Source organism: Cohnella faecalis (assembly GCF_003570905.1).
Classification (GTDB): Bacteria; Bacillota; Bacilli; order Paenibacillales; family Paenibacillaceae; genus Cohnella; species Cohnella faecalis.
This window is the reverse complement of the sequence record NZ_QXJM01000039.1, coordinates 1,412,944-1,426,357: the sequence shown is the minus strand read 5'-3', so window position 1 is coordinate 1,426,357 and position 13,414 is coordinate 1,412,944. Positions and strand designations below refer to the sequence as shown.

Sequence of the window (13,414 nt, the reverse complement as noted above, 5' to 3'; positions counted from 1 at the left end):
CAAAACGAGCCATTTTCGATGACGGTCGCCTCTCGGTTGGTGTATAATATCACCTAATGACTCGTGAGCCCAATCGGACGCGAGAATGAACGATTTTGGAAGGATGGAACGTATGAACCCCCTCGCCCAGCAGTTGAACGAGACGCTCGCCAAGGAAAATCCCCGTGCAGCCGAGATGCTTTCCACGCTCGGAAAAGCGATTTATATGCCAAAACTGGGGATTCTAAGCCAATCCGCCGAAGCGAAGCAGAAGGCCAAAACGTATAACGCGACCATCGGCATCGCTCTGGAGAACGGTCAACCGATGCATCTGTCCGTCATTCAAGATACTTTGTCCGCGTATGAACCTAAGGACATTTACGAATACGCTCCTCCGGCGGGCAAGCCGGAGCTTCGCACCGTATGGCGCGACAAGATGCTGCTGGAAAATCCGACGATCGCAGACAAAGCGATCAGCCTGCCCATCGTCACGAACGCTTTGACGCACGGCCTCAGCATCGTGGCCGATCTGTTCGCGGAAGCGGGCGACGCCGTTATTATTCCCGACAAAAACTGGGAAAACTACGAGCTGACGTTCGGCATTCGCCGCGGCGCCCGCATCGTGGAATTTCCGCTCTACGACGGCGACAACAAGTTCAACGCGGCCGGACTTCGGGACGCTCTGCTCGCCCAGAAGGAGCGCGGCAAAGCGATCGTCGTGCTCAACTTCCCGAACAACCCGACCGGCTACACGCGGGGGCGGAAGAAGGACGCGCTATCGCGGCCGCTCTCAAAGATGCGGCGGACGCCGGCATCAACGTCGTGGCCGTTACCGACGACGCTTACTTCGGCCTTTTCTTCGAAGATTCTTTGCAGGAGTCGCTGTTCGGACAGCTGTGCGGCTTGCACGAGCGCATTCTGCCGATCAAGGTCGACGGAGCGACCAAGGAAGAATACGTATGGGGCTTCCGCGTCGGCTTCATCACTTACGGCGGCTTGTCCGAAGCGTCTCTGTCCGCACTGGAGCAAAAAACGCTCGGAATTATTCGCGCCACCATCTCCAGCGGACCTCATCCTTCGCAGACGTTCGTCCTCCGCGCGTTGAAATCGCCGGAGTTCGCGAAGCAGAAGGAAGAGAAGTTCACGATTATGAAAAATCGCGCCAACAAAGTGAAGCAGCTTCTGGACAGCGGCAAATACGGCAACGAATGGACATACTATCCGTTCAACTCCGGCTACTTCATGTGCCTCAAGCTGTTGACGACGGATGCCGAAGCGGTGCGCCTTCGTCTGCTCGACGCATACGGAGTCGGCACCATCGCCCTCGGCAGCACCGACCTTCGCGTCGCGTTCTCCTGCATCGAGGAGCCGCAGCTTGAGGATCTGTTCGACCGGATCCACCAAGCGGTGCTTGACGTGAAAGCGACCGTGAATTCGTAACAGAAACAGCCGCCTGCGGCGTTCCGAAAATAACGGGCTGCATTCTAGTGGATCCCCCGCTAGAAATGCAGCCCGTTTATTGTTGCTTCGATCCGCCTGCTTTCGCTCGACGGCAGCTCAATCTTCCTCGTCTTCGTTCCGCGCCCGTTTCGAGATCGTCCTTGGAACCCTCCACCCCATCCAGCCCAAGCAAGCCGCAACGGTTACGATTGCTAGCAATGGATTCTCGGCGGCGGACGGGAGAAAAGCAGCAATCGAGAGAAATACGGCTGCCGCCAGTCCCGCGACTCGGCCGACGAATGCCGCGGCCGAAGCCTTCCCTTCCTGCGGAAGCGGCGCAACGAATGCATTCTCGCCTGCTCGAAGCCGCCCCAGCTCGCTCAATTGCATGCCGCCTGCCAATACGGCCACTGCCAGAATAACGGTGTCCACGACAATTCCTTGAGCGGCGACCAGCACGAAAGCTGCCATCAGACAGAGACGGTAGAACGCTCCGAACGTCTCGCCCCTTATGTACGTCAGCGTATACAAATAAGTCCAAGCTTTGCGGCGCTCCCACGCCACAAGCTTGCCGACCCAGGCTGCCCATGGGCGGCGCACCGGCCTCGAAGGCGCTTCGGGCACATCGACGAACCATGCCAGAAACCGAAACCATCTTCTCCGGGCGGCGGACTCCTCTTGGATCAGCCTGTCCCAAGGAACATAGTGCGAAGCCCCAAGCCTCCAGCACGCGGAGCAAAGCGCTGCGCCCGCAATGGCAAAAATAACGGCAGGCACGATCGGACCGAGCAGCAATCCGAAGACCGCCCCGGCCGTAATGGCGAATCGGCCGGAACGAACCGCCAGCCGCAGCCCCGACGATGCAAGTGTGCGCTCTCTCCAACCGGCAATCGCATTCCAAGCGCCCAATGCCGCGAACATGACAGCCAGCAGTCCTAAGGAACGGCTGTCGGCCGCTTTCTCCGTGACGGGAGCGGCAGCATAGACAGGCGCATAAACGGCGAACATCGCTGCCGTCCGCACCGTTCCTTTGACAATCGCCTTATGGATCGACGGCCGCAAATAATGCCGATATATGTTCGTCTCCATAGGAAGGAGAAAGATGGAGTCCGCAGGCATCAAATAGGTGCGCAGCGGAGTCGGAAAAGCGGCGAGCAGCAAGCAAGCGGCTCCGACCCAATCCGCAGGCCAGCTCTCCGGCACGCCCCGCAGCAGCTTCACATAGCCAATCAGGAGACTGAACGCAATAGCGGATGCCACCAGGCCGAACCCGCTTTGCGCCACGTAACGAAAATAAGGAAAAATTTCTTTGCGGAAGGCCGCGGCTCGCTCCTGCCTTATGCGCCCGATGTTCCCTTCTTGACGACGTTCAGGCACGGAAGGCGCCTCCTTCCGCAGCCGTCACCAACAGCTCGAACGCGTCGTCCAACGTCGATTCCGCGTCGGTACAGCCGGCTTGCCGCTTCACGTCGGACGGCGTTCCATGGGCGATGACCTTGCCCCTATGAAGCACGATAAGCCCGTCCGCCCGCCTTTCCAATGCGGGAAGAATATGCGAGCTGAGCAGAATAGCGCAGCCCGCAGCCTGGGCTGCCGCCAACGCTTCGATCAGTCCTCTGGTCGCCAGCGGATCCAGTCCGAGGAACGGCTCGTCAATGATGAGAAGCGATGGCGACGCGAGCAGCGCGTTCATGAGCATGACCTTCTGCTTCATCCCTTTGGACAGCGTATCCGGCAACGAGCCCATCGCTTCGGTCATCCGGAATTTTTCCGCCAGCTCCCTTATTTTCGTCTCCGCCTCGCTGCGTTCCATGCCGTAGGCCATCGCCGTCCATTGAAGGTGCTCTCCTACCGTCAAATGAGGAAACAGATTAGGCTGCTCCGGCACGTAAGCGCATGACGAGCGATAAAGCTCTCGATCCTCTTCCAGCAGAACGCCGTTCACCCGAACCTCGCCCTCGTGAGGAATCATTAACCCTAGAATATGCTTGATAGCGGTGCTTTTTCCCGCTCCGTTCAGGCCGATCAAACCGATCAATTGACCCGGAAAAACCTCGAACGACACCTGATGCAGCACAGGCTTCCGCACGCTGTAGCCTCCGGTCAGCCCGCGAATCGCAAGCGCAGCCGCGCCCTTGTTGTCCACCGCCCCCATTGCCAAGCAACCTCCTTTTTCGTGACCCGCTTTGGCGGCTCGACTTCATTCCCTTATTATACCGGGACGATGGATGCGGCACAAAATATCGAGGCTGCGGCAAAAGTTCTTGCGAGAGCCCGACATGCGATTGGGCGCACAAAGAACATACGAAAAAACCGCCCATTCGGACGGTTTCTCAGATTTTGCTATGTTATTCGATTAGAGCAGAATTTGGATCGTTTTGACGACGTTATTCTCGCCCTTCACGATGACGTTCAAGTTCGGAGCGAGCACACCCGAGCTTCCTGTAATCGCAACGTTGCCGTCAACGTTGTAGACGATCGTCTGCGAAGTGCCGTTCACCTCTTTGGTGAGCGAGATCGTCGCTATTTTCCCTTGCGCATTCAACGTAAAGCTGCCTACTTTGCCCGTGTCAACGAGCTGAACGGCCGCTTCCGCCGGCTTGGTTACCTCGATGAACACGACTTTGTTCTGATAGGTGCGGACAAGCGCCTCATCCCCCGCGACGAGCGCGGATACCGGAGATTTCACGTCCTTGCGGAAAATGAATACGTTGGAGTCCAGAGCGACCGTTACAGTCGTGTTATCCGGCTTTTTGATTGTAATGCTGCCGTTCGCGACGGCTTGGATCGTGCCTGTGATCGCTTGCGCGCTCGTATCCGGCTGTTGCTGATCGACGATGTCGAGAATCGAAGCAAGCTCGGCGCGAGTGATTGGCTTGTTCGGCTGGAACGTTTTGTCCGTGTAGCCGGACACCCAGCCTTTTTCCACCGCAACCGCCACGTAGCCTACGGAGCCTGCAGGGATTTTGTCGGCATCGCGGAACGGCAGCTCCGCATCCATCTTGGTCTTCGCCAGCGCCTCCAGCTTCATTGCCTTCACCAGAAGAATCGAAGCCCACAGACGGTCGGCCGGCTTGTTCGCATCAATGGTAGTAGCGGACTCCGAGAACAAGTCGTTCTCAAGCGCTACCGTCACATAACCTACCGCCCATGCGCTCTTCTTTTTGAACTGATCGAAATCCTTGAAATTGAGCTTGGCGTTCATGTTTTCCGGCTTTTCGGCTTCCGACTGCAATCCGAGAAAACGGACGGCGGCGACGATTGCTTCAATACGGGAAATGTTGTTGCGAGGCTTGAAGCTTCCGTCCTCATAGCCGCTGAATACGCCTTGGGAAGCCAGACGGATAATGTGCTGGTACGCCCATTTCCATTCTTTTTCGCTCAGGTCGCCGAATTCCAGGTTGATCTTGGCACCGGATTTATTGTTGTTTTTGTCGTTTTTGTCGTTTTTGTCGTTCTTGTCATTTTTGGATTTTCCATTGTCGCTGTAGTGCTTCTTGTCGTTATTGGAATGGGCGGAGGCCATTACCGCCGTTCCTGTTCCGGCAAGCATCGTGAGCGCCAGCGTAGCTGCCGCCGTTTTTTTGAGTAGCGTCGATTTCTGTGTCATGGATAACACACCTCTTCCTCGATTTTTACGGTAAAAACCGTTCGCCCATAAGATTCGAGGAAAAATGGCCGTTTCGGACGGTCCTAGTCGAAAGTTGAGACTTATGGCTCACTACGTACCTACTTGTGCAAGCTCTCCGCCCTAGCTTTGCTGGCATGTTGTCCCGGTAACCTTGCATTTCAGTCTCAAGCTTAGCTTGGTTCCGGCCTTCTTTGCTGACTGCCGTCATCGCAAGCTCCCAATCCTCGCTTTGCTGGCATGACCTCCCGGTAACCTTGCATTCAGTCTCAAGCTTAGCTTCGTGTCGGCCTTCTCCGCTGACTGCCGTCACTTCAAGCTCCCAACCCTCGCGTTGCTGGCATGACCTTCCGGCAACCTTGCATTCAGTCTCAAGCTTAGCTTGGTTCCGGCCTTCTTCGCTGACTGCCGTCACTTCAAGCTCCCAACACTCGCTTTGCTGGCATGATGTCCCGGTAACCTTGCATTTCAGTCTTAAGCTTAGCTTCGTGTCGGCCTTCTTCGCTGACTGCCGTCACTTCAAGCTCCCAACCCTCGCTTTGCTGGCATGACATCCCGGTAACCTTGCATTCAGTCTCAAGCTTAGCTTGGTTCCGGCCTTCTTCGCTGACTGCCGTCACTTCAAGTTCCCAACCCTTGCGTTGCTGGCATGACCTCCCGGCAACCTTGCATTCAGTCTCAAGCTTAGCTTGGTGGCGGCCTTCTTCGCTGACTGCCGTCACTTCAAGCTCCCAACCCTCGCTTTGCTGGCATGACCTCCCGGTAACCTTGCATTCAGTCTCAAGCTTAGCTTGGTTCCGGCCTTCTGTGCTCGCTGACTGCCGTCCAACTAACTGCAGAACTTACCGTTAATTGTGTTAATAACTCATTGGAGAATGAGCGAACTGTATAACGTGCAGTTATTTTCTATACAATCGAATTTAAAGAGGATAAATAGTTAATATAACTGTACATTCGGCTAGGCCCCTTAATTCTGGAGTCAGCCCCACATAAAAAGGCGCACGCGTAGCCTAGTTCTGTTTATCATGCTTTTACACAGCTCTGTAAAATGGTGTGCGGTCTTCAAGCTGCATAACCCACTTCGAAAATTCTTCTGGTGGCATACGTTTTAAGCTTCCATGCATCCGCCGGTTGTTGTAGAAGTCCATGTACGTATCAAGTGCAGCGTACGCCTCTTCAAAGGTCATGAAGACTGCTTTGGAGAACAGGTTGTCTTCGAGCACGCTGTGAAAAGACTCGATATAGGCGTTCATGTTTGGTGTACGAGGTGGGATTCTCTCGTGCGTAATATCGAAGGCTTCGCATGTATCTCCAAATAGCGTACTGACGAATTGAGGCCCGTTGTCGGTGCGCACAATAGGGAATGGTCCTGTTTCGCCGACACGCTGGCGTAAGGCTGTCACTAGCGTCTGAACCACATGCTTCGCTTCACACACATGTCCTCTGTACTGGCCGACAGCTACCCGATCGAACACGTCAATAATGGTGGCTACGAAAAAGAATCGTTCCCGCCCAGCCACATAGCCATACTTAATATCCGCCTGCCACAGCTGGTTCGGGCCTGTGATCAGGTGGTTCCTTGCAAGTCTTCTTGGGTGCTTTACTTTCCGTTTTCGTTGCTCCTGCAAGATACCGATCTCTTGACAAAGCCGATGCGCTTTCTTCTTATTCAAGATCAGATCGCATTCGTTTCGTAAGCACTGTGCCAGCAACTTGTAGCCGTACACGTGCTCTTCGCCCTCTACGAGTTCAAGCAGCCATTCCCGAATCTGCTCATCGCTTACCCGTTCTCCCGTCGTCGTGAGGGAGAAACCGGGGAATGGGCGACCTCTGCCACGATCGGTGGACCGGTTGCCCGCATCTGTGTTTGGTGTATGGCTTCGTTTTTTACGCGCGTAGTAGGACGATTCTGCTACATCCAGAATGCGTAGGACCAGTGCTGTCTTTTCGCCCCGCTTAATAAACTGGTCGGCTACTTCGAATTTTTCAGATAAGCGGGGTTCTTCTTTTTTAGAAGCTCGTGGAGAATTTCATTTTCGAGTTCTTTTTCGCCAAGCTTCTTTAAGGCCAGGTTGTATTTCTCTTCGATTTCTTGGAGCCGTTTCAGCTCCTGGATTTGCTCGTCTGTGGAAGGGAGCTGGTCAGGCCCTACCTTATCGCCGTACTCTCTTACCCAGTTACGTATCGTTTCTGGATGGAGTTCATATTTGCGACCTAATACCGCAATCTTTACACCGGATAGAGCTTCTCTGACAATCTGCATTCGTTTTTCCTCAAGCACTTTTCCTAATCGCATACTGTCTGCCTCCCCATATAAATAGTCTAATTCAATTGGGGGACAGGACTCCAGTTTAATTAGGGGGCCGTGGAGCATTTTGCAGATAGTTTGTCTCAAACGGAGATTTTTTTAGAAATAACTGCATGTTCTGCAGGTAGGTTGCCTGGGGGGCGCGGATTACGCGGATTGCGCGGGGGCGCGGATTGCGCGGATTGCGCGGGGGGCGCGAATAGAGAAGCAGCGTGGAGGCGCGGGTGGAGGAAGTGTGTCTTTCTTGAGAAAAAGGCAAAGACGCCTTCATCCCCCACTGTTCGCGTAGGATGAAGACGTCTTTGCCTCAATATTACTTATTCTCGTTGCCGGGACCTTCCTGCGTGCCGGTGCTGCGCTTTTCCTTCAGCCAGCGAGGAGCCCCTTTGTTTTTGCTGTCGCGATGCCGCTCGGATTTGGCGGCTTTCGCCGGTTTCGCTGTCTGCGCCGGTTTGGCCGATTTAGCCGGCTTGTCCGTATGCGCTATTCTCGCCGTTTTCGGCGATCTCGCCGAGAGAGCGTCGATCCCTGCCGCGTCCGGCTTGCGCGATTGGCCAGCCGAATCGGAGCGCTCCGGCTTTCCTGACGGTTCGGAGCCCGCTTGCTCCGCTCGCGGCGGTCTGATCTTGGTCGCTTGCTCCGGTGCGACGACACGTCCTTCGTACAAAGCTTTAGGCTGAAATTCAATGCCCAATTGCTTGCCGAGCTTATCCACGATAAATCGTTCCTGCGTAGAAATGAACGTGATGGAAATTCCCTTCTTGCCCATCCGCCCCGTCCGTCCGGCACGATGCACGTAATGATCGGCGTCGAGCGCCGGCTCGAACTGAATGACGACAGGCAAGCCCGGAACGTCGAGGCCGCGCGCCGCAACGTCCGTCGCTATTAGAATCTTCGTCTGTCCGACGCGAAAACGCCGCAAGGCCTCGCCCCGCTCGCGGCCGGATACGTCTCCGTACAAGGCGCTGGCGGAAATCCCCTCGTATTTCAGCTTGGACAACAGCTCGCCGATCCGGTCCGTGTCGTTCAAAAACAACAAAATAGGCTTCAGCTTCAGATGACGAAGCAGCTTGCGCACAAGATCGACCTTGTCCCGGCGATCGCCGAGAAAGTACCAATGCTCGATCGTCTCCGGCAGTCCGTTCGCCGCGCTTTCCGACGCATGTCCTTCCGCCAGCCAAGCGTTGTTCAGCCACCGGCTTTCCGCTTCCTTCATCGAAGCCGACCGCGTTGCCGATACGAACACGGTCTGGCGGTCGCGGGAGCAGCCGCGCAAAATATGCTCCAGCTCGCTCCGCCCGCCGAGCGAATAGATGCGATCCGTCTCGTCGACGACGACGGTGCGGATCGTATTCAAATTCAGCTTCCGCGAGGAGGCGACGTCTTTGACTCGGCCCGGCGTGCCGACGACGAGCGCCGGACGTCCCTTCATCCGCTCCAGCTGCCTCGCGAGCGAAGCGCCGCCAATCAGCCCTACCGCCTTAATGCCGAGCGGTCCGCCGTACGCTTCCGCTTCGCGAACGATTTGCATCGCTAGCTCCTGAGTCGGCGCAAGCACAAGCGCCTGCGTCTCCCGAAGCGCGGGATCGATCCGATGCAAAATCGGAAGCAAGTACGCAAGAGTCTTTCCCGTTCCCGTAGGGGATACGATAACGCCGTCGCGGCCTTCCAGCATGGAAGGAACGGTTGCGCACTGAACCGCGGAAGGCTCCTTGATGCCGGCCGAAGCCAGCTTTTCCGTAAGCTTGGCGTTAAGCCCCAGCTCTTCGAATGTATTCGTTAGAGAACTCATGTCTCCACTCCTTTTACTTCTTGTCCAGCATTTTGCCCATCAGGGCGTCCGTCCAACGAGGGAATAGCCGATTAATCCGAATGCCTGCGGCCGCGAGCCAAGGCAAATCGACCTCCGGCTTGCGTCGTTCGATAACCGATACGATAGCTCTAGCGACTTTCTCGGGGCGCATCATGAACCAGCCGATATTGCGCGCGTAACTGCCGTCGGGATCCGCTCTGTGGAAAAAAGGCGTATCGATCGGACCCGGATTGACTGCCGATACGAGGATGCCCGATTTGCGAAGCTCCTGGCGCAGAGCTCCCGTCAGTCCGATTACGGCGTGCTTCGTAGCGGAATATCCGCTGGACTTGGCGGTTCCGAGCTTGCCCGCTATGGAAGCAACGTTGACGATATGTCCTTGTCCCGCCTCCAGCATGAACGGCAGCACCGCTTTGGAGCAGCGGACGACGCCCATATAGTTCACATCCATCATATCCTGAAAATGAGCCATTGTCGCCTCCGCGAAAGGAACGAACTCTCCATAGCCTGCATTGTTGAGCAGGACGTCGATGCGTCCGTACCTCCGATGTACTTCGGCCACGACCTCGCTTACTTGCTCCTCCCGCTGAACATCCATGGCGAATACGGCATGCTCGCTACGAATGGACGCGGACAGCTCCGCCAGCTTGTCCGACGACCGCGCCGTCAGAATCGGAATCGCCCCGCGTTCCGCGAGCAGCTTGGCCGTCAAAGCCCCGATTCCGCTCGACGCTCCCGTCACGAGAACGACTCGGCCTTGCAGCGATATTTTCACATAAATACCCCCATCGCCGATTAGCTTATAAAAAGATAAAAAGCCCCTGACCGGGGCGGTAAAACCGTCTTGCCATATCGACCGTCAAGCGATAAGAACTTGAATTTCCATCTCTCCGATACCGTCCATAATGAGAGGTACCGCTAACGCGCGCATTGCCCCGTTGCTGGAGGAAATGCTCGGTTGAACGACTCGCGGAGGCGTTATGTCGACGTGAACGCCTTGGTTGTACAGCATCGTGCTCGCATTGCCGCTGATCATATTGCCAAGCTCGGAAATCGCGCTCTTGCCCATCTCGTCGATCTCCGTAATAACGAACCCGCCCATCATCGCCGATATGATGCGAAGGGCAACTTGCTCGCTCAGTCCGAACACGATATCCCCGGTCATCTGTCCCGTCAGTCCGATCTGAATCCAGACGTGATTCTCCGCGAACTTAATATCCCGTATGGTAAGCTGTCCCGTGCTAGGACGAATTTGAACCATCTGTTCAATGACCATGCGCGCGGATTCCAAAAACGGGTTGATGTACTCAGCCTTCATGTCTGAACGCGCCCCTTTTGTTAAAAGTATCAAAACGCTGGCCGCAACGGATTTCCTTTATTATACTGAAATTGCTCGGACAAGTATACTCTTTTGTAGGATAAACCGGGACTTACGGAGGAGCGAGCCTGCTCACTACGGACTACCGTCTGTCGAACGGACGTGGAAAATGATTTCGAAAGGTGATGAACGATGCCGAGTATTTGGGCTCATATTCAATTCGGACGCGAGCTGCTGGACGACGTCGGTGAAAGCGGTAACATGAAAAAATCCGATTGGAAACGGGCTTTTCAGCTCGGATGCCAAGGTCCGGACTTTTTGTTTTTTCACCATTTTTGGCCGTGGCAGTCTACTACGCTCGTCAATCGGCTTGGAACGCTTATGCACAATACGGACTGCGGGCCCTTCTTGCTCAGCTTGTTCGATTCGGCGCGAAGCCGCCGCGAAGAGGATCCCGCTTCCGCTTACGTGCTCGGATTTCTCCTTCACCATATTCTGGATCGTCACCTTCACCCTTTCGTCTTCAGCCGCTCCGGCTTTCGCAAATGGCGTCACAATCGCTACGAGACGATCATGGATTCGGCCATCATGCATCTCCGATCCGGTATTCATACCGGATCGGTTCCCGTCGCGCCGGAAGTGGACACGAACGGCCTTCTTCCGGGAGAAGGCTTCGCCGAGCAATTTTTGCGGATTTCCGCGCTGCATTATCCGGCGATCGCTTCGCGAATCGATGTGAAGCAGCTTAACGAAGCCGTCGCCGATACGATAAAAGCGCAGCGTCTCTTCTTCGATCCTGCCGGGTGGAAAGGAACCGTTCTGGCCGGTCAGCTCGCTCCCTTCTCCCCTCCGAGGCGAATACCGGATTGGGACGTATTGAACGTCCGCCGCGAGCGGTGGATCGACCCTTGCGATCGTACCGTCTTCCATCAGGAAAGCGCAATGGAGCTATGGGAGCTGGCTCTCGCGGACGGCAGAGCAACGACGGGCGCTGCGCTGGCCTACCTGCGGGCGAACGCCTCCGAAGCGGCCGAGACTCGAGAAGCGTTCGCCGCCCTTCTCGGCAATCTTTCTTATGAGACAGGGCGCTCCTGCGGAACCGCCTGGATTCGCTTCGCCGATTCGGTATTGCCGGAATGACGAACGCTCGTTCAATTTAAATAGGAGTAATCTGTAACCTTTTTCAATCGTTTCCGTCTGAAGCGTAAAAGGAGTGATCAACATTGTCCCCATTGCGCAAAGGCGCTGCTTTAGCCTGTCTCGTTCTTCTCGCCGTTCAGCTGCAAGGCTGCGGAGCGCGCGCTTTATCCGAACCGGCGTTTGGCCCTTCTGCCGAGCCCGCAGCAGCTTCGAAGACACCGTCTGCCGTCAAGCCGGCTCCATTAACGGCTGAGCCGCAAGTAAAACGGGTGTCCATGTCCCCGCCGATCCCGATGCAGCTCGTGAACCTGCCTTTATTCGGCGACCGGGACGGTGAACGAATCGATAAGCTGCTGAACTGGGTAGCGGAAGCCGATCGGCATAAGATCGACGGGGTCGGTCTCTCGTCCCCGCTACACGGTCGCAGCTGGGCCGTCGATCTCGAATATGAAGACGGCGCCACGCTCCAAATCCGCCCCGCCTGGCAATGCGAAAGCACGCAGGACGAGCAAGGGGATACAACCTCCAACTGCCAAGCGGTGGCTGGCAAGGTGTGGATCGCCGGCTCTGACAGAGAAGCTTATTTCGCGGATTCCGCGCCTCTGTTCCGGTTCGTCACCGAGACGTTCCAGGAATGGATGCCCGGCGTCAAACCTGTCGAATACCCGGAGCTTATTCGGCCCGGACAGCCATTCGCGATCAAAGGCCACGGAAGCTTGGCAAGCGAGGCGCACGTCGTTCTCTCGAAAGACAATAAGCCTCTATGGACTTCGGAGAGTGTCGCGGTAATGGATGGAGAATTTGAAATAAACGGAATGTTGCCCGAGAACAGCGTCCCGGAAGGAGCCTATCAGTTGGATGTCAAAAGCGATAAAACGAGCTACGGCTTTACGGTAAACGTGTCGAGCGGATCGTAATGCCGCTCGTCTCCACCGCCGCTCCGCTCCGGACGATGAATTCGCCGGTAACCCCATTCCATCGGAGTCCGGCGGATCGCCGGGCTAACCGGCATCTCCTCACGCCGGCGGCAAGGTCGCCGGACTCCGCTGTTGCTCTAACGACTAACAGCTCCACGGCTTCCGTTCCGCTCCCGACCGCCACTTTCAAGCCGGTTAGAAGCCGCAGAGCCTCTTCGTCCCATTCCTCGTCCGCATAGATCGCAAGCACGAAATCCCGGGTTGCAAGCGCCATCGCATTTTCGAGAGTGTCCGCGATCCGATTCGTATAAGCGCCGAGCGCGCATCGCGCATCCTCCGAATCATCTTCGCACCATGCTACAATCTCGTCCGCATGCGATCCGATCGCTTCCACCGTCCGGTGGGCGACCGATCCCCCGCTTCGGACCATAAGTACCAGCGAAATCGTTGCGGGCTCCCGGTATATAAGTCCGATAATGTCCTCCCCCCATTTTTCCCGCGCCTTGATTCGGTTCAGCCCGAGCAGCTCCATTAAGTTCGTCCCTTGCAGGATGCTCATCGTCATATGACCGAAATGATGAATATAGCAATCTTCGACGACTCGAAGCTGGTACCCTCTATTTCTAACTCGAAGGCATAGATCGTCGTCCTCGAAGTTGCCGAGACCGAACCTTTCGTCGAACCCGCCCACCTCTTCCATAACATGCCGTTTCACCAACAGGCAAAAGCCGACAAGCCGGCGCACCTCGAACGATTGGCCGCGTTTGCTTTCCGCGTACGCCCGGGCGAAGGCGTTCAAATCTTTCAAGTCCGTGTAGCCGACCGGGATCATTTGCTGACCGCTCGCGTAGTTCGTAACCGGGCCGACCAT

At 56.0% G+C, this 13,414-nt stretch carries 12 protein-coding genes and 1 pseudogene; 3 read left to right on the top strand and 10 right to left on the bottom strand.

What is annotated here, in order from left to right:
* The first annotated feature begins 112 nt into the window (after positions 1-112).
* Positions 113-1,419 (top strand): annotated as a pseudogene (locus tag D3H35_RS19695) (aminotransferase class I/II-fold pyridoxal phosphate-dependent enzyme).
* Between the two features lie 117 nt (positions 1,420-1,536).
* On the opposite strand, the gene D3H35_RS19690 reads toward D3H35_RS19695, so the two are convergent.
* The 9 genes from D3H35_RS19690 to D3H35_RS19645 all read right to left on the bottom strand — a co-directional run bounded on the left by D3H35_RS19690 (position 1,537) and on the right by D3H35_RS19645 (position 10,486).
* The gene (locus D3H35_RS19690; RefSeq protein ID WP_158594199.1) at positions 1,537-2,796 is read right to left on the bottom strand and encodes an ABC transporter permease; all 1,260 of its coding nucleotides are present in this window, start codon (positions 2,794-2,796) and stop codon (positions 1,537-1,539) included.
* Positions 2,789-3,574 carry an ABC transporter ATP-binding protein gene (locus tag D3H35_RS19685; RefSeq protein ID WP_119150878.1) on the bottom strand — a complete coding sequence of 262 codons (786 nt, stop codon included), beginning with the start codon at positions 3,572-3,574 and terminating at the stop codon, positions 2,789-2,791. The genes D3H35_RS19690 and D3H35_RS19685 overlap by 8 nt, the downstream gene beginning before the upstream one ends.
* Positions 3,575-3,775: 201 nt before the next feature.
* A complete protein-coding gene (locus D3H35_RS19680) occupies positions 3,776-5,029 on the bottom strand; it encodes an S-layer homology domain-containing protein (RefSeq protein ID WP_119150877.1) in 1,254 nt (417 codons plus the stop codon).
* Between the two features lie 434 nt (positions 5,030-5,463).
* Positions 5,464-5,769 carry a hypothetical protein gene (locus tag D3H35_RS19670; protein ID WP_119150875.1) on the bottom strand — a complete coding sequence of 102 codons (306 nt, stop codon included), beginning with the start codon at positions 5,767-5,769 and terminating at the stop codon, positions 5,464-5,466.
* A gap of 309 nt (positions 5,770-6,078) precedes the next feature.
* A complete protein-coding gene (locus D3H35_RS19665; protein WP_233567784.1) occupies positions 6,079-6,984 on the bottom strand; it encodes an IS3 family transposase in 906 nt (301 codons plus the stop codon).
* Positions 6,985-7,019: 35 nt separating this feature from the next.
* Positions 7,020-7,343 carry a transposase gene (locus D3H35_RS19660; RefSeq protein WP_158594198.1) on the bottom strand — a complete coding sequence of 108 codons (324 nt, stop codon included), beginning with the start codon at positions 7,341-7,343 and terminating at the stop codon, positions 7,020-7,022.
* A gap of 325 nt (positions 7,344-7,668) precedes the next feature.
* On the bottom strand, positions 7,669-9,147 hold the full coding sequence (locus D3H35_RS19655) for a DEAD/DEAH box helicase (protein ID WP_119150873.1): 1,479 nt from the start codon (positions 9,145-9,147) through the stop codon (positions 7,669-7,671).
* A gap of 13 nt (positions 9,148-9,160) precedes the next feature.
* A complete protein-coding gene (locus tag D3H35_RS19650; protein WP_119151236.1) occupies positions 9,161-9,937 on the bottom strand; it encodes an SDR family NAD(P)-dependent oxidoreductase in 777 nt (258 codons plus the stop codon).
* A 90-nt stretch (positions 9,938-10,027) separates the two neighbouring features.
* Positions 10,028-10,486 (bottom strand): chemotaxis protein CheX, encoded by a 459-nt coding sequence (locus D3H35_RS19645; RefSeq protein WP_119150872.1) that lies wholly within the window; start codon positions 10,484-10,486, stop codon positions 10,028-10,030.
* Between the two features lie 192 nt (positions 10,487-10,678).
* Between D3H35_RS19645 and D3H35_RS19640 the strand changes: the two genes are divergently transcribed.
* Together D3H35_RS19640 and D3H35_RS19635 are read left to right on the top strand one after the other, a co-directional pair.
* Entirely contained in the window at positions 10,679-11,626 is a 948-nt protein-coding gene (locus D3H35_RS19640) for a zinc dependent phospholipase C family protein (RefSeq protein ID WP_119150871.1), read from the top strand.
* A gap of 83 nt (positions 11,627-11,709) precedes the next feature.
* Positions 11,710-12,543, top strand: a complete 834-nt coding sequence (locus D3H35_RS19635) for a hypothetical protein (RefSeq protein WP_119150870.1) — start codon at positions 11,710-11,712, stop codon at positions 12,541-12,543.
* Here D3H35_RS19635 and D3H35_RS19630 read toward each other — a convergent pair.
* Entirely contained in the window at positions 12,515-13,414 is a 900-nt protein-coding gene (locus D3H35_RS19630) for a glycosyltransferase family 2 protein (protein WP_119150869.1), read from the bottom strand. The two genes, D3H35_RS19635 and D3H35_RS19630, sit on opposite strands and share 29 nt — an antisense overlap.